Annotated in this window: 17 protein-coding genes and 1 riboswitch; of the genes, 11 read left to right on the forward strand and 6 right to left on the reverse strand. The window is 67.5% G+C overall.

Annotated elements, in window-relative coordinates; genetic code table 11:
- Positions 1-18: 18 nt before the first annotated feature.
- Positions 19-220: riboswitch (cobalamin riboswitch) on the reverse strand.
- A gap of 83 nt (positions 221-303) precedes the next feature.
- From prpF to B447_RS03335, 3 genes are read right to left on the reverse strand one after another with little or no spacing between them, the layout of a single operon-like run.
- A complete protein-coding gene (prpF, locus tag B447_RS03325; RefSeq protein ID WP_002936423.1) occupies positions 304-1,500 on the reverse strand; it encodes a 2-methylaconitate cis-trans isomerase PrpF in 1,197 nt (398 codons plus the stop codon).
- Between the two features lie 41 nt (positions 1,501-1,541).
- Positions 1,542-2,759 carry an MFS transporter gene (locus B447_RS03330; RefSeq protein ID WP_002936426.1) on the reverse strand — a complete coding sequence of 406 codons (1,218 nt, stop codon included), beginning with the start codon at positions 2,757-2,759 and terminating at the stop codon, positions 1,542-1,544.
- Between the two features lie 30 nt (positions 2,760-2,789).
- Positions 2,790-3,623 (reverse strand): class I SAM-dependent methyltransferase, encoded by an 834-nt coding sequence (locus tag B447_RS03335; protein ID WP_002936428.1) that lies wholly within the window; start codon positions 3,621-3,623, stop codon positions 2,790-2,792.
- A gap of 442 nt (positions 3,624-4,065) precedes the next feature.
- Here B447_RS03335 and B447_RS03340 point away from each other — a divergent pair, with 442 nt between their 5' ends.
- On the forward strand, positions 4,066-4,743 hold the full coding sequence (locus B447_RS03340; protein WP_232431483.1) for a hypothetical protein: 678 nt from the start codon (positions 4,066-4,068) through the stop codon (positions 4,741-4,743).
- 16 nt (positions 4,744-4,759) lie between these two features.
- On the forward strand, positions 4,760-5,647 hold the full coding sequence (locus B447_RS21705; protein ID WP_002936431.1) for a toll/interleukin-1 receptor domain-containing protein: 888 nt from the start codon (positions 4,760-4,762) through the stop codon (positions 5,645-5,647).
- 61 nt (positions 5,648-5,708) lie between these two features.
- Here the strand turns inward: B447_RS21705 and B447_RS03350 are convergent, their stop codons facing one another.
- Positions 5,709-6,200, reverse strand: a complete 492-nt coding sequence (locus B447_RS03350; RefSeq protein ID WP_002936433.1) for an RrF2 family transcriptional regulator — start codon at positions 6,198-6,200, stop codon at positions 5,709-5,711.
- Positions 6,201-6,329: 129 nt separating this feature from the next.
- Here B447_RS03350 and B447_RS03355 point away from each other — a divergent pair, with 129 nt between their 5' ends.
- The gene (locus tag B447_RS03355; protein WP_002936435.1) at positions 6,330-6,686 is read left to right on the forward strand and encodes a hemerythrin domain-containing protein; all 357 of its coding nucleotides are present in this window, start codon (positions 6,330-6,332) and stop codon (positions 6,684-6,686) included.
- Positions 6,683-7,042 carry a ferredoxin FdxA gene (fdxA, locus tag B447_RS03360; protein ID WP_002936437.1) on the forward strand — a complete coding sequence of 120 codons (360 nt, stop codon included), beginning with the start codon at positions 6,683-6,685 and terminating at the stop codon, positions 7,040-7,042. The genes B447_RS03355 and fdxA overlap by 4 nt, the downstream gene beginning before the upstream one ends.
- Here fdxA and B447_RS03365 read toward each other — a convergent pair.
- Entirely contained in the window at positions 7,039-8,139 is a 1,101-nt protein-coding gene (locus B447_RS03365; RefSeq protein WP_002936439.1) for a methyl-accepting chemotaxis protein, read from the reverse strand. The genes fdxA and B447_RS03365 overlap by 4 nt on opposite strands.
- A gap of 127 nt (positions 8,140-8,266) precedes the next feature.
- Complete coding sequence (locus B447_RS03370) at positions 8,267-9,346, reverse strand: AraC family transcriptional regulator (RefSeq protein WP_002936441.1); 1,080 nt, start codon at positions 9,344-9,346, stop codon at positions 8,267-8,269.
- A gap of 222 nt (positions 9,347-9,568) precedes the next feature.
- Here B447_RS03370 and B447_RS03375 point away from each other — a divergent pair, with 222 nt between their 5' ends.
- The 7 genes from B447_RS03375 to B447_RS03405 are packed head-to-tail and all read left to right on the forward strand — an operon-like array spanning position 9,569 to position 17,066.
- Complete coding sequence (locus B447_RS03375) at positions 9,569-10,402, forward strand: ABC transporter ATP-binding protein (RefSeq protein WP_002936442.1); 834 nt, start codon at positions 9,569-9,571, stop codon at positions 10,400-10,402.
- A gap of 1 nt (position 10,403) precedes the next feature.
- Positions 10,404-11,288, forward strand: coding sequence for a branched-chain amino acid ABC transporter permease (locus B447_RS03380; protein WP_002936443.1), 885 nt, complete (start codon positions 10,404-10,406; stop codon positions 11,286-11,288).
- A complete protein-coding gene (locus B447_RS03385) occupies positions 11,288-12,328 on the forward strand; it encodes a branched-chain amino acid ABC transporter permease (RefSeq protein WP_002925934.1) in 1,041 nt (346 codons plus the stop codon). Before B447_RS03380 ends, B447_RS03385 begins: the two co-directional genes overlap by 1 nt.
- A gap of 49 nt (positions 12,329-12,377) precedes the next feature.
- Positions 12,378-13,547: an ABC transporter substrate-binding protein gene (locus B447_RS03390; protein WP_002936444.1), complete on the forward strand. Its 1,170-nt coding sequence runs from the start codon at positions 12,378-12,380 to the stop codon at positions 13,545-13,547.
- A 3-nt stretch (positions 13,548-13,550) separates the two neighbouring features.
- Positions 13,551-14,363 (forward strand): ABC transporter ATP-binding protein, encoded by an 813-nt coding sequence (locus tag B447_RS03395; RefSeq protein ID WP_002925937.1) that lies wholly within the window; start codon positions 13,551-13,553, stop codon positions 14,361-14,363.
- Positions 14,364-14,377: 14 nt separating this feature from the next.
- Positions 14,378-16,207, forward strand: coding sequence for an AMP-dependent synthetase/ligase (locus B447_RS03400; RefSeq protein ID WP_002936445.1), 1,830 nt, complete (start codon positions 14,378-14,380; stop codon positions 16,205-16,207).
- The gene (locus B447_RS03405) at positions 16,200-17,066 is read left to right on the forward strand and encodes an enoyl-CoA hydratase/isomerase family protein (protein ID WP_002936446.1); all 867 of its coding nucleotides are present in this window, start codon (positions 16,200-16,202) and stop codon (positions 17,064-17,066) included. Before B447_RS03400 ends, B447_RS03405 begins: the two co-directional genes overlap by 8 nt.
- Positions 17,067-17,076: the final 10 nt, after the last annotated feature.

Consider the following 17,076-nt stretch of genomic DNA (forward strand, 5'->3'; position numbering starts at 1 on the left):
ACACCCCGCCCCAAACTGTTGAAGGTGATGTGCATGGCAGGTCTCCTGGCTCACGGGTCATCGCCTTGCGCCAGCCTTCCCGGAAAGATTCCAGTGGCAGAGAGGGCGCAGGACTCGCCGATTACAGTTGCGGGGGCAGCTCCGGGTTGAGCGCGCGGGGCGCGGCACCGGATTCCCTTTTAATCCCCCTTGCGGGGGAACCATAAGCGTCGGGGACTCTAATTGGATGCCCGGGGGGTGTCAAGTTGCCGGTCTGTATATAGTGCTCGTTACGTTCTGCTCTACTAAATGTTGTTTGTCGCGTCAGAAAGCGTCGCCGGGCACGCGCACCGCGCCTTCCATCAGCACGCGGGCCGTGCGGCTCATGACGGCCCTGGAGACCTGCCACTCGCCATCGACCAGCCGCGCCTGGGCGCCTACGCGCAGGGTGCCTGAGGGGTGGCCGAAGCGGACCGAATCGCGCTCACCGCCACCGGCGGCGAGATTGACCAGCGTACCGGGAACGGCCGCAGCGGTGCCGATGGCCACTGCGGCGGTACCCATCATGGCGTGGTGCAGCTTGCCCATCGACAGCGCGCGTACGAGCAGGTCGACGTCCCCGGCCCGTATCGCCTTGCCGCTGGCGGCGAGGTAGTCCCTGGGTGGGGCAACAAACGCGATCTTTGGCGTGTGCTGGCGGGTGGCGGCCTCTTCAGGGGTCTTGATCAGGCCCATGCGCAGCGCGCCGGCCACCCGGATCTTCTCGAGGCGTGCGAGCGCTTCCGGATTGCCGTTGATGTCTTCGCGCAGCTCGGTGCCCCGGTAGCCGATGTCCTCGGCGTTGACGAACACCGTGGGGATGCCGGCGCTGATCAGCGTCGCCTTCAGGCTGCCGACGTCGGGCACCTCGAGCTCGTCGACCAGATTGCCGGTGGGGAACATCGACCCGCCCCCGTTCTCGCCAGCGCCGTCCTCGGACGGGTCAAGGAACTCCAGCACGATTTCGGCGGCCGGGAAGGTCACGCCGTCCAGTTCGAAGTCACCGGTCTCCTGCACCTGACCGTCGGTGACCGGGACATGGGCGATGATGGTCTTGCCAATGTTGGCCTGCCAGATGCGTACCGCGCACACGCCGTTCCGCGGCACGCGTGCCGGGTCGACCAGGCCGGCGTGGAGGGCGAAGGCGCCGGCGGCGGTGGACAGGTTGCCGCAGTTGCCCGACCAGTCCACGAGCGCCTTGTCGATCGCGACCTGGCCGTAGAGGTAATCCACGTCGTGGTCGGGGCGGCTGCTCTTCGCCAGGATCACGCACTTGCTGGTGCTGGAGGTGGCGCCCCCCATGCCGTCGATGTGAGCGGCATAGGGGTCGGGGCTGCCGATGATGCGCAGGAACAGGCGGTCGCGCGCCTCGCCTGGCTCCTGACAGCGCTCGGGCAGGTCCTGCAGGCGGAAGAACACGCCCTTGCTGGTGCCGCCGCGCATGTAGGTGGCGGGGATCCTGATCTGCGCTGCTTGGGGCATATCGAACGCTCCTGTTCGGTCGTCGTAGCCGGGCCGCCGCGTCAGCCCGCAGCACCCGCCGCCGGCTGCGCGATACGGGCTTCGCGGATCGGCAGGTTGATGACCGCGGCGACCGCGGCGAGCGCCATGTCGGCGTACCACATCCAGCGGTAGTCGCCGAACTCCACCAGGGCCAGCCCGCCCAGCCAGGCGCCGAAGAAGGCACCCACCTGGTGCGACAGCAGGGTGAGGCCGAACAGGGTGCCGAGGTAGCGCACGCCGAACAGCTTGCCCACCAGCGTGGCCGTGGGTGGCACCGTGGCCAGCCAGGTGAAGCCGAGGCCGGCGGCGAATACGTAGAACACCCAGGGCGCGGACGGCATCGCCAGGTACCACGCGATCAGCAGCACGCGCGAGCCGTACATGGCCGCCAGCACGTACTTGCTGCGGTAGCGCGATACGCAGGCGCCGGCGTAGAGGCTGCCGAAGATGTTGGCCAGGCCGATGATGGCCAGAGACCAGCTCGCGACCGCAGGCGGCAGGCCGCACAGGTCCACCTCGCCCGGCAGGTGGGTAACGAGGAAGGCGATGTGGAAGCCGCAGGTGAAGAAGCCCAGGTGCAGCAGCAGGTAGCTGCGGTCGCGCATCGCGTCTCCGATCGCACGCCCGATACCCTGGTCGTCGGCGTGCTGTTCCGCGCGCGGCGCCGCGCGGGTGAGCTTGCCGACCAGCGGCAGCGCGGCCAGGCTCATGAGCGCCATTGCCCACAGGGCGTTGATCCAGCCGAAGGTCTGGATCAGCTTTTGCAGCAGCGGTGCGAACACGAACTGGCCGAAGGAGCCGCCTGCGTTGATGACCCCGGAGGCCGAGCCGCGCGCCTCGGCCGGCAGGCGCTGGGCTGCGGCGCCGATCAGCACCGAAAAGCTCGCCGCACCCGCGCCGAGTTGCATCACCAGACCCATCGCGATGGTGAGGCCGAAGGCCGAGTCCACCAAGGGAATCGCCGCCGTGCCCAAGGCAAGCAGCACGATTGCGGCGAGCAGCACCGGGCGCGGCCCATGGCGGTCGGCCACTGCCCCCGCCAGGGGCTGGATGGCGCCCCAGGTGAGCTGGCCGATGGCCATCGCCAGGCTGATGGCTGCGATCCCCAGGCCGGTGGCGCTGTTGATCGGGCTCACGAACAGGCCGAGCGACTGGCGCGTGCCCATGGTGATCATGAGGATACCGGCCGCGGCCAGCGTGGTGATCAGGACGTCGGGCGAGCGCAGGGAGCGGAACATGGCGGGTCGGGCGGAGAGGAGGGGCGGGGTTTAGGCGCCAGTGAAGAATCGTGGCGCGAGCTCTTGCAGGCCAAGCGTTTCGAGCAGCACCCGCAGCCGCTCGGCGGCCTGGCGGCGCGGTGCGCCCTTCTGGCTGGCGATGATCAGCTCGTTCTTCATCGAGTGTTCCCAGCCGACGAGTTCGGTCACGCTCACCTGGTAGCCATGCGACTCCAGCTGCAGGCAGCGCAGCACGTTGGTGACATGGCTGCCGAATTCGCGGGTGTGGATCGGGTGGCGCCACAGCTCGGCGATCGGTTGCGCCAATGCCTGTTGCTTGTTGCGGCGCAGGGCGGCGGCGACTTCGGCCTGGCAGCAGGGCACCAGCACGATGAAGCGGGCCTGGCGGGCGAGTGCGAAGTGGATGGCGTCGTCGGTCGCGGTGTTGCAGGCGTGCAGAGCGGTCACCACATCGATGTGCGCGGGCAGTCGCTCGGAGCTGATCGAGTCGGCCACGCTCAGGTGCTGGAAGCGCATGCCGGCGGAGAAGCCGAGCTTGTCGGCGAGCCGGCGCGAGCTCATCACCAGTTCCTCGCGCGTTTCGATGCCATGGATGCGGCCTGCAGGCGCCTGGTGGCGGAAGAACAGGTCGTACAGGATGAAGCCGAGGTAGGACTTGCCTGCACCGTGGTCGACGAGCTGGATGTCAGCGCGCGCAGCGAGTGCCTCGGCCAGCAGTGGCTCGATGAACTGGTAGAGGTGGTAGACCTGCTTGAGCTTGCGCCGGCTGTCCTGGTTGAGCTTGCCGTCGCGGGTCAGGATGTGGAGCTGCTTGAGCAGCTCGATCGACTGCCCGGGGCGGATTTCGGGGTGTTCTGATGTCATGGGGCAGGCGCGCGGCTCGGCATGGGCTTGGGTTCGCAAGTGTACGGCGAACCGTGCCCGGCTGCAGCAACTGCCGGCGTCGGGGGCGATGGCCTCGCGCGGGGCGGCATCCTGGCCTAGATTGAAACAGGAGCCACGAGAGGATTGATCCATGTCGACATGGCAAGCGAAGGAGCCGTTGTCCATAGTGCCCGGCAAGCGTCCGGACGGCCGACAGGCTCGCCCGGCAGTGGCACTCCTTTGGCGGGCCTGGACGCAGGTGATCTGTATGCTGTGCGCAGCCTTGCTGCTCGCCGCCTGTTCTGCCGGCGAATTGCCGCAAACCAGCGCGCCGCCTGATGAAGCACCTGCAGGGAGCGAGCCGCGGGATGAGGCGCCGGCCATCGATGAGCCGGCGCCACCGCCCCCGCCTCCGCCCGTAGCTGAGCCCGAACCGCCCAGCGTGATCGACCGCCCGGCCGTTGTCCGGCCACCGGCCGCGGCCAACGGCTCGCCGCCCACCGCCAGCCGGCCTGAGCCGACGGTCTTGCCTGCCTTCCCCTGGCCGCCGCCGCGCTACTCGGCTTTCGCCCTGCTCGAACGTGCCTGGCTTGCGCCACAGGAGCCCGCCACACTGGGTCGCGCGGCGCAGCATCTGGAGGACGCCTTCGATCTTGCGGGCTACGTCGAACGCAGCTATTACCGCGTACCAGGTGGATTCGCGCTTGCCTCGCGCGCCGAGAAGATCCACCCGGATGCCAGCCCCTTCGCACCGCCAGCGCGCTGGAGTGCGGATTCGGCAGGCGCCGGACGCAGCTTTCTGGAGCGCATAACGGCGCTGTTCAACGCGCCGCCCGGGCGCTACCGCGTCATCGTCTTCGTCGTCACCGACCAGGACTTCGCCGCCACGCCGCAGCCGCCGTCCGAAGCCGTGGCGCGTGAGTGGGTGGGCGGCGGCGGCTTGCGCCTGCCGCCATCGATCGCCGCCCAAGCCTACTCGGCCGAGCATTACGCCAGCGCGCTGATCTATGAGTTCGCGCGCCGCGACGAGCGCGAGGCTGGGCAAGTGCGGGCGCCGAGCGATGTACCCGGGCGCGTGCATCTGGAGAAGGGGGGGTTGTGGCAGGCGCTGGCGCAGTAGCAAAGGGGGCGCAGGCATGACGGTGACGCGTGGCGACGGTCGGTTCCTGCTGCGGCGGTTGGGCATCGTGTCGATGCTGACGGCGCTGGTCAGTCTGCTGGCTACGGCTGGCGGCCTGAGCCTGCTGCCCTACGCCGGTGCGGCGGGGCAGTGGGTGCTTGGCGCCGCCGGTGGGGCGGTGGCCGTGGCGGCCTTCGCCTTTGGCCGGCTGGTGATCCTGCGCCGACCCGGTGCCCGTCGGGTCGGCTTCGTCGCGGCCGGCATGGCTCTGGCGGCGGCGGTGCTGTTCGGTCTGCTTGCGCTCGCACGCCCCGAGGCCGGCGGCTACTTCGTCGCCTGTCTGGCGGTGCTGGCGGCCTACGCCGCCTTCGTCAGTCACCGCCTGGCATTCTGGCCAAGCGGCGAGATTGCCGACGAGCCGCGGGTCTCGCTTGGCATCTTCCTGTCCTATCGCCGGGACGACAGCCGCGAGAGCGTCGGGCGCATACACGACCATTTGTGCCAGGCCTTCGTGCCCGAGCGCATCTTCCTGGACGTCGAGCGTCAGTCAGCGGGTGCCGACTACCGCGAGGTGATCGGTACTGCGCTGGACCAGTCCGAGGTCGTGCTCGTCGTCATCGGCCCGGCCTGGCTGACGCTGGCCGGCGCCGATGGCCGGCCGCGCATCGACGACACCGAGGACATGGTCAGGCTGGAGGTGGAGATGGCACTTGCGCGCGGCCAGAACGTGGTGCCACTGCTGGTGCAGGGGGCGCGCATGCCGAGCGCCGCACAACTGCCTGCACCACTGGCCCCATTGGCCTACCGCAACGCTCTGCCGGTAAGACCGGATCCGGACTTTCGCGGCGACGTGCTGCGCCTGGTCGAGGCATTGAGAGCGCTGGCCACGGTGCCCGGTCGATAACGGGCGGTGTTCGATGACACGCACGGACTGGCGCGCCAGGTGGTGGCCGCCGTCGCGGTGACTACCTGTCCTGAACTGCAGGCCTGATCGTGATCGTCGGCCGTCCGCTCGGCGCCGCTGAGGGGGCGAGCCCAAGCGAGGCGTGCAACTCGCCGTCCTCACCGATCAGGTCGGCAAGCGTAAGGCGGTCGAGCGTCGAGAAGAAGGCCTGCAGGGCACCGCCGAGGGCGCCCTTGAGCCGGCAGGCCGGGGCCAGCAGGCATTGCGATCCCGATCCGAAGCACTCGACCAGTTCGAAGCTGGGCTCCATCTGGCGGACCACGTCGCCGAGGCCGATCTGCGCTGGTGCACGTGCCAGCCTGAGCCCGCCGCCCTTGCCGCGCGCACCGTCGACAAAGCCCTTGGTCACCAGTTCGGTGACCACCTTCATCAGGTGGCTGCGCGAGATGTCGAAGCGCTCGGCCACTTCCTTGATGGTGACGCGCCGCTCCGGGCATGCCCCGAGGTACATGAGAAGGCGAAGCGCGTAGTCGGTGTGCTGGGTGATGTTCATCGCGAGGAAGCACCAGGGGGTGCTGCGGGATGCAGCGGGCGCATGGTAGCAGCAATAGATTCATTTCTGTTGACTCTTTAAAAGATGCATTTAATATGTGTCTTAAAGGGATCGCCAGAAGGACTCTCCATGAAACGCCACCCCCATCTCGTCCAGTTGTCGCGCGAACACCATGCCGCGCTGCGGCTTGGCAGGCATCTGCTCGCCGGCGGCGCGGCAGCCGAACTGCGCGCGGAACATGCCGCGCTCCTCGCCCACTTCGCCGAGGAGGAGGACGAACTGGCGCCGATGCTGGAGCGCCACGGGCACGGCGCGCTCGCCACGCGCCTGCGCGCAGAACATGTGCACCTGCGGTCCCTGTTCAAGGCCGCGGTGAACGGCGGGGCCGAGGCCGAGGCCGGACAGGCACTGATCGACCATGTCCGTTTCGAGGAGCGCGAGCTGTTCCCGGTCATCGAAACCTTGCTCGAGGAGACGCCGCCATGACCCACGTCGTCACCGAGGCCTGCATTCGCTGCAAGTACACCGACTGCGTGAGCATGTGTCCGGTCGACGCCTTCCGTGCGGGGCCCAATTTTGTGGTGATCGATCCCCAGGAATGCATCGACTGCACCTTGTGCGTCGCTGAATGCCCGGTCGATGCGATCCTGCCCGAGGACCAGCTGAGCGCTGACCAGCGCGAGTACCTCGCGCTCAATGCCGTGCTGGCGAAGGCCTGGCCGCGCATCGTGGAGGCGCACTCGCCGCTGCCCGATGCCGACGATTGGGCGAAGGTGGCCGACAAGCGCGCCTGGCTCGACACCGCAGGCGCGCCCGAGCCCCTTTGCGCCGCGTGCCGCTAGCGGCCCACGGCCTTGTCCAGCATCCGCTCGAGGCCGCGCATCACGGTGAGGTTGGCCTTCTCCATCGCCTGCAGCTCGACCAGCGCCGCTTCGAGCTTGCCCTGTGCGTGCAGCTCCACGGCGCGGCGCGCGTGCACATGCACTGCGCGATGCGGGTCCTCGAGTTCGGCGTAGCCGGCCAGTCCGGCAAAGCGCTCGCGGCCTTCGCCGTCGTAGTACCACCGTCCGAGCCGGCAATGCTTCTCGTCCGGCAAGGCCTCGGGGCGCAGGGACGACACGCCGAGGAAGACCTTGTAGACCTCGAGCTTCAGCGTCAGCTCGTCGATGTTGGCCAGTTCCACGTTGGCGAGCAGCGCGGACGAGGTGACTGCCTGCTCCATGCGGCGCGACAGTTCGAGCAGATGCTTCATGCTGTGCACGGCCTGCTTGCTGTCGTCCGAATGCCGGCCGGCGTCGGTGGCGCCGAGTTCCATGACCTCGCGCGCGGCGCGCGTCTCGTCCTGGATGTTCTCCACGAGGGTGGCGATCTCGGTGGTCGCACCGGCGGTGCGCTCGGCCAGTTTGCGCACCTCGTCAGCCACCACCGCGAATCCCCGTCCCGCCTCGCCCGCGCGCGCGGCCTCGATCGCGGCATTGAGGGCGAGCAGATTGGTCTGGTCGGCGATCTCCTTGATCAGGCGCACGATGCCGCCAATCTCCTCGGCACGGCGGCTGAGGACGCCGACGTTCCTCGACGCCTCGCCCATGCGCTCGAACATGGCATGGAGGTTGTCGGCGATGCGTTCGAAGGCGCTGCGGCTGCTGTCGGACTGCGCAGCCGCCTCCAGCGCCGATGTCTTCTCGTCGTTGAGGGTGGTGGCGAGGCCGAGAAAGGATTCGCGCACGCCGCCGAGCGAGTCGCCGAAGCTGCCCAGGCTGGAGAATACGCCGTCGAGCACGGCGCGCTCTCGACGCAGAGCCTCGGCCTGCGCACGCAGCCCGGTCTGCTCCGACTCGAGCGTGTGGATGCGTTCCTGCAAGGCCTCATTGGCCTGCTTGAGAAGCCGGCTCTCGGCTTCGCTGGCGCGTAGCCGTTCTTTCTGTCGGTTGAAAAACATGGCCGTCTCTTTCCGGGGAGAATTAAAAGAAGAGTATCAAATGAATCTTTTGAGCGGTCAAGGCATGTCGGCACGCCCGCGCCGGCCGTACTTGGCAAGCCCGAAGACGACGCCGATGTCAGTTTGACTAGCGCGACGCCCCGCCCGTGGGGCTCGGCCCGGACTTTCGTGCCGACGTGCTGCGATTGGTCGAGGCAAGCCTCCGGTAGCTGCCGGGCGGCGTTCCGGTCCATTGCTTGAAGGCCCGATTGAAGGCTGCCGGGTCGTCGAAGCCGAGCTCGGCGCCGATGCTCGCGATGGCTTGATCCGTGCGTGAGATGCGGGCGATCGCCACGTCGCGGCGCAGGGCGTCCTTCACGGCCTGGAAGTGCGTGCCCTCGGCGTCGAGCCGGCGTGCCAGCGTGCGTGGCGAGACGTGCAGGGCGCGCGCGACGTCCTCCACACTCTGGGGCTGGCCGAGGCTGGCCTCCAGCAGGTCGCGTACGCGGTGGGTGAACAGGCGTTCGCTGACCGAGACGTGGATCCAGTCCATTGGCGCCTTGCGCAGGAAACCCGATAGCGAGGCCTTGTCCTGGCGGATCGGCGCGTCCATGAAGGCCGGTTCGATGAAGAGCGCGGTCCGCGCCTGGTCGAAGCGCGCCGGGCCGGCATACATGTTGATGTACTCGCCTGCATGCGCCGGGGCGGGGTAGTCGAGGTCCACACGCGCGAACAGCAGCTTGCGCTCGATCATCCAGGACGCGATGCCCTGCACCAGCATCAGCATCAACTCGAGGATCAGGATGCGGTGGTGACCGAGGTCGGTGCGCTCCACCAGCGCGATGCGGGTCAGTCCGTCCTCTTCCCCCATCTCGAAGTGCAGGTCGTCCAGCACCAGGCGAAAGAACCAGCAGAAGCGGTGTAGCGCAACACGCAGGTTCGCGGCGTCGAGCATGCCGAGGCACAGGAACTTGAGCGTGCCGGCGCGCAGCGGCCTGGAGAACATGCCCGGTGTCTCGTCGTCGAGCTCGATTGCCAGCGTGCGATAGAACAACGCGAACTGCTCGACGGTCACGCGCGCCGACTCCTGGTCCAGCAGCGGCGGGGCGATGCCTGCGCGGGCGATGCAGTCGAGCGCGCGCGTGTGGTGTGCACCGAGCCGGTCGAGAAGCTGGCTGACCATGCGGATCGAGACCGTGACGGAGGGGGCACTCAGGCGTTCGCTCATGGCAAAGGTGTGTCGAGGGGTTGGCAGGAAATGTCAATCAATAGGCCGGTTCTGTCATCCACAACCTGGCCCGTACTGCCTAGTATGGACTGCAAATCGAGGCAGTAAAAAAATTAATGCCCCGCCAATGCTGAGCTGCGCCGTGTGTGGCGCTGCCAGCGGGCAGATCAAGCACAGCACGCACAGGACGTCTCTGCCGAGGCGCCTGGCAGGAGGAGACAAGTGCATCCAGGCAAGGCCAATCCGATCCTCGAGGTGGAGGGGCTCACATTGTCGTTCGGCGGCATCAAGGCGCTGACCGACGTGGGCTTCGAAGTTGCTCCAGGGTCCATCACCACCGTCATCGGTCCGAACGGCGCAGGCAAGACCTCGCTGTTCAACACGATCTCCGGTTTCTACAAGCCCGCTATGGGACGCATCCGCTTCCAGGGCGAGGACATCACCGCCACCCGGCCGCCCGAGCGCGCCAAGCTGGGCCTGGCGCGCAGCTTCCAGAACATCGCGCTGTTCCGCGGCATGACCGTGCTCGACAACATCAAGCTCGGCCGCCACGCCCACCTGCGCACCAATGTGCTCGATGCGCTGTTCTACTTCGGCCGCGCCCGGCATGAGGAGATGAAGCTGCGCCAGGAGGTCGAGGAACGCATCATCGACTTCCTCGAGATCGACCACATCCGCCACATGCCGGTATCGGTGCTGTCCTACGGTCTGCAGAAGCGGGTCGAGATGGCGCGCGCGCTGGCGATGCGGCCCAAGGTGCTGATGCTCGATGAACCGGTCGCTGGCATGAACCGCGAAGAGACCGAGGACATGGCGCGCTTCATCCTCGACGTGCGCGAGGAGTGGGGCGTGACGGTGCTGATGGTGGAGCACGACATGGGCATGGTCATGGACCTGTCCGACCACGTGGTGGTGCTCAACTTCGGCCAGGTCATCGCCGACGGTACGCCGGCCGAGGTGCAGGCCAATCCGGAAGTGATCAAGGCTTACCTGGGCTCGGGTGACGTCTCGGAATTGCGCCAGCGCCTTCATCAACCTCTTGCAGTGGGGGCCTGAGATGGACTTCGACTGGCTTTTCCTGACCGAGATCGTGTTTGCCGGCCTTGGCGCCGGTGGCCTGTACGCGCTGACCGGTCTCGCTTTCGTGATGATCTACAAGGCCACGCGGGTGGTGAACCTGGCCATCGGTGAGATGCTGATGATCGGCGCCTACCTGTGCTTCGGCCTCGCCACGGCGATGAACCTGCCAATGTGGCTGGCGATCCTGGTCGCGGTGATCGGTAGTGGCATGGCAGGCGCATTGCTCGAACGCGTAGCGATCCGGCCGATGCTCGGCGAGTCGCCGATCTCGGTGTTCATGGTCACCGTGGGGCTGGCTTCCATCCTGGTCGGCGTGGTCGAGCTGATCTGGACCTCCGAGCCGCGCCGCCTGCCCGAATTCATGCCCAGCGCGCCGGTGATGATCGGCGAGGCCTTCGTGCCGCCCAAGGTGTTCTACGGCTTCCTCGTCGCAGCCGCGCTGATTGCGGTTGCTCTGGCGGTGTTCCGCTTCTGGCGCGGCGGCGTGGCGCTGCGGGCGACGGCCTCGGACCAGCAGGCTGCCTATTCGATGGGCATCAACGTACCCAGGGTCTTCTCGCTGTCCTGGACGGTGGCGGCGATGATCGCGGCCATTGCCGGTGTCATCGTCGGCGCGGTGGGCGGCATCTCCTCGACGATGGGCGTGTTCGGCCTGTCGGTGCTGGTAGTGGTGATCGTCGGCGGCCTGGACAGCGTGCTCGGCGCGCTGGTCGCGGGGCTCCTCATCGGCGTCGTCGAGTCGCTCGCCGGTGGTTTCCTCGGCGGCGAATACAAGCTGCTCGCCACCTTCATGATCCTGATCGTCGTGCTGCTGGTCCGTCCCTACGGCCTGTTCGGCACCCACGAAATCGAGAGGTTGTAATGCGCATCGGAACCGCACGCTCCAGCTATCGTCACGACGAGTCGCTGTTCGACAGCCGCACCCAGCACGCCTGGCTGGCCGTCCTCGCCGTCGCGCTGCTCGGCTTCCCCTTCTTCGCCGACGAATACTGGCTGTACCTCGCCTGCCTGGTCGCGATCAACATCGCCAGCACCACCGGGCTCAACATCCTCACCGGCTACACCGGGCTGGTGAGCCTGGGGCAGGCTGCCTTCATGGGCATCGGCGCCTACACGGTGGCGGCGCTGGAGCAGAAGCTCGGCACGCCGGTGCTGCTCAACCTGCTCGCCGGCGGCTTCGTCGCCATGCTCGGCGGGTTGGTGGTGGGCCTGCCCTCGCTGCGGGTGAAGGGCCTGTACCTGGCGATCGCCACCATCGCCGCCTCGGTGGTGCTGCACTTCGTGTTCGCCAACTGGCACTCGGTTACCGGCGGCCACGCCGGCATCACGGTGGCGCCGGCGGAGATCCTTGGCGTCAGCTTCGACACGTCGTTCCGTCTGTACTGGCTGTTCGTGCCGATCACCGCCCTGATGGTGCTGGGCGCGGCCAACCTGTTCCGCACCCGTATCGGCCGCGCCTTCATCGCGATCCGCGACCGCGACATCTCGGCCGAGGTGCTGGGCATCCCGCTGCTGCGCTACAAGCTGCTGTCCTTCGGCCTGTCGTCCTTTTATGCGGGGGTGGCGGGCGGCATGTGGGCCTACTTCTTCCGCGTGGTCACGCCGGAGAGCTTCCCGCTGATCATGTCGATCTTCTTCCTCGCCGCCGTCATCGTCGGCGGCATGGGCACCATCCTCGGCGCCATCCTCGGTGCGGTCTTCATGACCATGGTGCCCGAGGCGCTCAAGCTCATCGTTGGCTGGCTGCCGCTTTCGGCCGACGCCACGCTGATCCTGTCGCCGGTGCGCACCATCGTGTTCGGTGCGCTGATCGTCGGCTTCCTGGTGTTCGAGCCGCTCGGCCTGCAGGAGATCTGGCGCCGCATCCGTCGCTTCTTCCACCTCTGGCCGTTCCGCGCCTGAGTTTTCCTCGCCTCACCGCATCACCACATACAAAGAGAAGGAGACAAGCATGAGAAGAACCGTACTCAAGAGCCTGCTGGCCACTGCCGTGCTGGCTGCCACCGCCGGCCTGCCGGCTGCGCAGGCGGCCGACAAGGAGATCGTCATCGGCGGCTCGATCCCGATGAGCGGTGTGTTCGCCTTCGCCGGCATCGGCATCCATGCCGGCATCCAGGACTACGTCAAGATGACCAACGATGCGGGTGGCATCGAGGGCCACATGCTGCGCTATGTGCCCGAGGACAGCGCCTACAAGGTCGACCAGTCGGTGGCCGCGTTCAAGAAGATCACCAGCCAGAACAAGGTGAACTTCTACTACGGCGATTCCACCGCCTTCAGCAAGACCATCAACCCCGAACTCGACCGCGCCGGCAGCATGATCATGTCGGGGGCATCCTTCGCCACCGAGCTCAACGACCCGCAGAAATTCCCCTATCAGTTCATCGCCGGCCCGGACTACACCCAGCAGTTCGGCATCCTGCTGCGCTACATCGCCCAGCAGAAGCCGGGCGCCAAAGTGGCTTTCGTGTACTCGGACACCGAGTTCGGCCGCGATCCGATCGAGAGCAGCCGCGGCGTGGCCAAGGACCTGGGGCTCAACGTCGCCATCGAGATCATGACCCCGCCGGGCGCGGTCGACGTGTCGACCGAAATGGCCAAGCTGCGTCGCGCGCGCGCCGATTACACCATCTTCCATGGCTACATCCTGGGGCCGATCCCCGAGTTCATCAGCCAGTCGCGCCAGCTGGGTCTGCAGACCCAGTTCATGGGCACCTTCTGGACCATGGACAACAGCACCGTGATGCAGATGGGCGAAGCCGCCGAGGGCTTCATGGGCGTGATGCCGTACAACTACTACTACGACGACTCCGCACCGGCGCCGATGCTGGAGAAGATCCGCTCGATGCGCACGGAGTACCAGAACGTGCCCTACATCCAGGGCTTCCTGTCGGCCATGCTGTATGCCGAGTCCGCTCGCCGCACGCTGGCCGCCGGTCAGGAGATGAGCGCGGCCAACCTCAAGGCGGCGTTGAACTCGATCGAGAACTTCGACACCGGCGGCCTGATCGGCGTGCCGATCTCCATCCGCGGCAACACCATTCCGGTCGGGCGCATCTACCGTGCCGACGTTCAGGCCAAGCGCATGGTGCCGGCCTCCGACTGGATCGTGCTGGAGTAAGCGATGAGTGCGGCCGAATCCGTCCTCGAGGTGAACAACATCGAGGTGATCTACAACAAGGCGGTCCAGGTGCTGCGCGGCCTGTCGCTGTCGGTGCCGCGCGGGCAGATCGTCGCGCTGCTCGGCTCCAACGGCGCGGGCAAGAGCACTACGCTCAAGACCGTGTCCGGCCTGCTGGGGCTGGAGAACGGTGAGCTGACGCGTGGCGAGATCCGCTTCGAAGGCAAGCCGCTGGCGGCTTCGAAGCCGCACGAACTGGTGCGCGCGGGGCTCTTCCACGTCATGGAAGGGCGCCGCGTGTTCGAGGACCTGACCGTGGAGGAGAACCTCGTCTCCGCCACCTATGCGCTCACCGGGCGCAGCGGCGCGAAGGCCGACTACGAGCTGGTCTACGAGTACTTTCCGCGCCTGTACGAGCGCCGCAACGGCCTGGCCGGCTACCTGTCGGGCGGCGAGCAGCAGATGCTGGCGATCGGCCGCGCGCTGATCGCGCGGCCCAGGCTGATCCTGCTCGACGAGCCCTCGCTGGGCCTGGCGCCGCTGCTGGTCGAGAACATCTTCCAGATCATCGCCCGCATCAATGCCGAGCAGAAGGTGTCGATGCTGCTGGTCGAGCAGAACGCCTCGGTGGCGCTGGCGGTGGCGCACTACGGCTACATCATGGAGAACGGCAAGGTCGTCACCGACGGCCCGGCCGAGCGCCTGGCCGCCGACCAGGATGTGCGCGAGTTCTATCTCGGCATGGGCGGGCACGGCGAGATGAAGAGTTTCCGCGACATCAAGCACTACAAGCGCCGCAAGCGCTGGTTGTCGTGATCGGGAGGATGGCCATGAACAACACCCTACCCATGCTGACCCTGGCGCAGATGCTGCGCGAGCAGGCTCGGCAACATCCGGCGCGCATCGCCATCCGCCAGAAGGATTTCGGCATCTGGCAGGGCATCACCTGGGACGACTACTACCGCCGTTCGAGTCACGTCGGCCTGGGGCTGCGTGCGCTTGGCCTGTCCGCCGGCGGCCACGTCGGCGTCATCGCCGAGAACCGCATCGAATGGGTGCTGACGCAGATGGGCTGCGGCCTGGTCGGCGGCATCGCGGTCGGCGTCTATCCGACCAGCCCGTCGCCCGAGGTGGCCTACGTGCTCAACCACGCCGACGTCGAGGTGGTGGTGTGCGAGGACCAGGAGCAGACCGACAAGGTCGTCGAGGCGCTCGACCAGCTGCCTCACCTGCGCGCCATCGTGGTGATGGAGACCAAGGGCCTGCGCAGTGCCGACGAGCGCGTGCGCGACCGCATCCTGTCGTTCGCCGACCTGGAAACGCTCGGCGTCGAGTACGAGGCCACCCACCGCCACCTGGTCGAGCAGACGCTGGCGGCGCAGCGGCTCGATGACATCGCGCTGATGATCTACACCTCGGGTTCCACCGGCAAGCCCAAGGGCGCGATGATCAGCTACGCCAACATCCGCGGCGTGGCGCCCGGCATCGCCGACCGCCTGGGGCTGTCGGCGGATACCAGCCACCTGTCCTACCTGCCGCTGTGCCACGTCGCCGAGCAGATGCTCACCACCTTCTGCCCGATCTACCTCGGCTCCACGGTCGCCTTCGGCGAGTCGATCCGCACCGTGCAGGAAGACCTGCGCGAGATCGCGCCGACGATGTTCCTGGGCGTGCCGCGCATCTGGGAGAAGCTGCACTCGGCGATCAGCATCAAGATGCAGGAGAGTGGTGCGCTGCAGCGCTGGCTGTTCGCCCGTGCAATGGCCGCCTGCGCGCCCTTCGCGCACAAGGCGGCGACTCAGCGCACGGCGGGCGAGCGAATCACCTACGCCTTCTGGTACTGGATCATCCTGCGCGCACTGCAGAACTTCATCGGCCTGCGCCGGGCGAAAGTGGCGCTGACCGGTGCGGCGCCGATCCCGCCCGCGGTGGTGCAGTTCTTCCGTACGCTGGGCGTGCCGCTGGTGGAGGTCTATGGCCTGACCGAATCGACCGGCATGATCACCGGCCAGCCGCTGGATGCTGCCCGCTTCGGCTCGGTCGGTACGCCCATCCTCGGTGTCGAGCACCGGATCGGCGAGCGTGGCGAGCTGCTTGTCCGTGGCGAGATGGTGTTCGCCGGCTACTACAAGAACCCGGAGGCGACCGCCGACAGCATTCGCGACGGCTGGCTGCACACCGGTGACGTGGTCGAGGCGCGCGACGGCCAGCTCTACATCGTCGATCGCCTCAAGGACATCATGATCACCGCCGGCGGCAAGAACCTGACGCCGTCCGAGATCGAGAAGACGATGAAGGCCAGCCCCTACATCAAGGAGTGCATCGTCGTCGCCGACGGGCGCAAGTTCGTCTCCGCGTTGATCCAGATCGACTACGAGACGGTGGCGAAGTGGGCCGAGGGTCGCCAGATCCTCTTCACCCACTTCCGCTCGCTGGTCGAGCACCCGGAGGTACGCGCGCTGATCGACGCCGAGATCGCGCGCGGCAATGCCCAGCTTGCGCAGGTTTCGCACATCCGCCGTTTCCACCTGCTGACCAAGGAGCTGGACCACGACGACGGCGAGGTGACGGCGACGATGAAGGTGCGCCGTTCCAGCATCTACAAGACCTACGCCGACGTGATCGAGGCCATGTACCGGGGCGAGGCCGCCCATGCCTGAACACGATCAAGCCGCCAGCGTTCGCCTGGAGCGCGAGGATGGCATTGCCTGCATCAGCCTGGACCGCCCGGCCGCGCGCAACAGTCTGGACCTGCCCATGGGGCTCGCGCTGCGCGATGCGGTCAGGTCGCTGGCGGCCGAGCCACCGCGGGTGGTCGTGCTGCGCAGCAGCGGCGCGCACTTCATGGTCGGCGGCGACGTGCGCCGCTTCGACAGCCTGCTCGGCCAGTCGCAGGCGGCTTGCACCGAAGAGATCGGTCTGCTCATCGATGCGGTGCACGAGGCCGTCACCGGCCTGACCCGGCTGCCCTGCCCGGTGCTAGGGCTGGTATGCGGCTCCGCCGCGGGCTTCGGCATGTCGCTGGCGATGGCCTGCGACCTGCTGGTCGCGGCCGACGATGCGCGCTTCGTGCTTGCCTACGGCGCCATCGGCACCACGCCCGACGGCGGTGCGAGCTGGCACCTGCCGCGCCGCGTCGGTCTGCAGCGCGCCCTGGCGATCGCGCTGCTCAACCCGCAGATCGACGCCGCGCAGGCCAAGGACATCGGCCTGGTGGCCGAGGTGGTACCAGCGGCGCAGCTCGCTGAGGCTGGACGGGCGCTGGCGCGCCGGCTGGCCGAAGGGCCGGCGGCGGCCCAGGCCGGCGTCAAGCGCCTGTTGCGCGAAGGCCTGGCCACCGACCTGGCGAGCGCGCTTGCCGCCGAGAAGGCGAGCTTTCTCGCCATGTCGGCGACGGCGGACTTCGCCGAGGGCGTACGTGCCTTCTGTGAGCGGCGGCCGGCACGTTTCGGCCAGCCGGAAAGGCTCGCGGCTGGCGCCGCTCCTACGGCATCGCAAGGCGTTCATCACCCCCTGTAGGAGCGGCGCC

Source organism: Thauera sp. 27 (assembly GCF_000310125.2).
Taxonomy (GTDB): Bacteria; Pseudomonadota; Gammaproteobacteria; order Burkholderiales; family Rhodocyclaceae; genus Thauera; species Thauera mechernichensis.

Excerpts from the sequence above, each read along its gene's own strand:
- prpF (WP_002936423.1), bottom strand. The coding sequence starts at position 1,500 with ATGCCCCAAGCAGCGCAGATCAGGATCCCCGCCACCTACATGCGCGGC.
- B447_RS03330 (WP_002936426.1), bottom strand. The coding sequence starts at position 2,759 with ATGTTCCGCTCCCTGCGCTCGCCCGACGTCCTGATCACCACGCTGGCC.
- B447_RS03335 (WP_002936428.1), bottom strand. The coding sequence starts at position 3,623 with ATGACATCAGAACACCCCGAAATCCGCCCCGGGCAGTCGATCGAGCTG.
- B447_RS21705 (WP_002936431.1), top strand. The coding sequence starts at position 4,760 with ATGACGGTGACGCGTGGCGACGGTCGGTTCCTGCTGCGGCGGTTGGGC.
- B447_RS03350 (WP_002936433.1), bottom strand. The coding sequence starts at position 6,200 with ATGAACATCACCCAGCACACCGACTACGCGCTTCGCCTTCTCATGTAC.
- B447_RS03355 (WP_002936435.1), top strand. The coding sequence starts at position 6,330 with ATGAAACGCCACCCCCATCTCGTCCAGTTGTCGCGCGAACACCATGCC.
- fdxA (WP_002936437.1), top strand. The coding sequence starts at position 6,683 with ATGACCCACGTCGTCACCGAGGCCTGCATTCGCTGCAAGTACACCGAC.
- B447_RS03365 (WP_002936439.1), bottom strand. The coding sequence starts at position 8,139 with ATGTTTTTCAACCGACAGAAAGAACGGCTACGCGCCAGCGAAGCCGAG.
- B447_RS03370 (WP_002936441.1), bottom strand. The coding sequence starts at position 9,346 with ATGAGCGAACGCCTGAGTGCCCCCTCCGTCACGGTCTCGATCCGCATG.
- B447_RS03380 (WP_002936443.1), top strand. The coding sequence starts at position 10,404 with ATGGACTTCGACTGGCTTTTCCTGACCGAGATCGTGTTTGCCGGCCTT.
- B447_RS03385 (WP_002925934.1), top strand. The coding sequence starts at position 11,288 with ATGCGCATCGGAACCGCACGCTCCAGCTATCGTCACGACGAGTCGCTG.
- B447_RS03390 (WP_002936444.1), top strand. The coding sequence starts at position 12,378 with ATGAGAAGAACCGTACTCAAGAGCCTGCTGGCCACTGCCGTGCTGGCT.
- B447_RS03395 (WP_002925937.1), top strand. The coding sequence starts at position 13,551 with ATGAGTGCGGCCGAATCCGTCCTCGAGGTGAACAACATCGAGGTGATC.
- B447_RS03400 (WP_002936445.1), top strand. The coding sequence starts at position 14,378 with ATGAACAACACCCTACCCATGCTGACCCTGGCGCAGATGCTGCGCGAG.
- B447_RS03405 (WP_002936446.1), top strand. The coding sequence starts at position 16,200 with ATGCCTGAACACGATCAAGCCGCCAGCGTTCGCCTGGAGCGCGAGGAT.